This window comes from Comamonas denitrificans (genome assembly GCF_042654745.1).
GTDB lineage: Bacteria > Pseudomonadota > Gammaproteobacteria > Burkholderiales > Burkholderiaceae_C > Comamonas > Comamonas denitrificans.
Map to the genome: position 1 here is coordinate 1 of NZ_JBHSEY010000029.1, position 1,105 is coordinate 1,105.

At 61.3% G+C, this 1,105-nt stretch carries 1 protein-coding gene and 1 pseudogene; one reads left to right on the forward strand and one right to left on the reverse strand.

All coding sequences use genetic code 11. The annotated features are described in order from the left end of the window. The first annotated feature begins 73 nt into the window (after positions 1 to 73). On the forward strand, positions 74 to 694 hold the full coding sequence (locus tag ACFO24_RS06955) for a DNA methyltransferase (protein ID WP_377737668.1): 621 nt from the start codon (positions 74 to 76) through the stop codon (positions 692 to 694). On the opposite strand, the pseudogene ACFO24_RS06960 reads toward ACFO24_RS06955, so the two are convergent. Then, positions 633 to 1,034, reverse strand: a pseudogene (locus ACFO24_RS06960) (IS5 family transposase); the annotation flags it as partial. The gene ACFO24_RS06955 and the pseudogene ACFO24_RS06960 overlap by 62 nt on opposite strands. Between the last annotated feature and the right edge of the window lie 71 nt (positions 1,035 to 1,105).

Here is a 1,105-nt window from a genome sequence, read left to right on the forward strand (position 1 = left end):
GAGCAGCGTGCGTTCGGGGTGGCGTGGGTTGTAGAGCTTGGGCTTGGAAGTGGCTGACATGAATACTGTGCAAATGCACAGTATTCTGCGGCGATTGCTCGGGTACGCAAAGCACAAGGCCCGAACCGTCGCCAGTTCGGGCCTTGGCAGGGTAGCTTGGCTGCGGACTTACTTGCGCGCAGGCGGCACATCCGTGCAGCTGCCATGCGCCACTTCCGACGCCGGCCTGCTGGACTTTGTGGCCGCGTGGTACGTGAAGGCCGTGCCCTACCTGAAAGCGAACCCGGCCTGCCGCGCCGCCTTCGTGTCCACCAACAGCATCACCCAGGGCGAACAGGTGGGTGTGCTCTGGAGCTGGATGCTGGCGCAGGGCGTGCACATCCAGTTTGCGCACCGCACTTTTCAGTGGAGCAACGACGCCAAGGGCGTGGCCGCGGTGCACTGCGTCATCGTCGGCTTTGGTCTGGAAGACCTGCCCGGCAAGACCATCTACCAGTACGACGACATCAAGGGTGAGCCGCTGGCCGTGTCGGCGTCGCACATCAACCCGTATTTACTGGACGCACCCGACATCATCGCAACGGCTCGTATGACTCCTGTTTCACAGGTGCCTGCAATTGCAAACGGAAGCGCGCGGCAATCAGTGTGGCATCCACCACGGTGCCGGCGCGCAGCAGCAAGCCCTTGGCGCTGAGCAGTTCGTTGATGAGCGCAAGAATCTCGGCGCTGAGCTTGTGTTCTTCGAGCAGCCGGCGAAACCGCAGGATCGTGGTCTCGTCGGGCACTGGCGTATCCCAATTCAAGCCCGCAAACTCGCGAAACAGCGGCACGTCGTGCAAGGCCTCTTCCATGGCTGGATCGCTCAACGTGAACCACTGCTGCATGAAGTGGATGCGCAGCATTGTTTCCACAGCGAAGGGCGGGCGCCCGCGTTTGCCATCGGGCGCGTAGGGCGTGATCAGATCGACCAGCGCCTGCCACGGCACGACGCGCTCCATCTCCGCGAGAAACGCCTGCTTGCGCGTGCGCTTTGATCACCGAACAGCTTAATCAACACGAACGGCTCCTTTTTTCAAAAGGTTCACTTTCATAAACCCCCTCGATT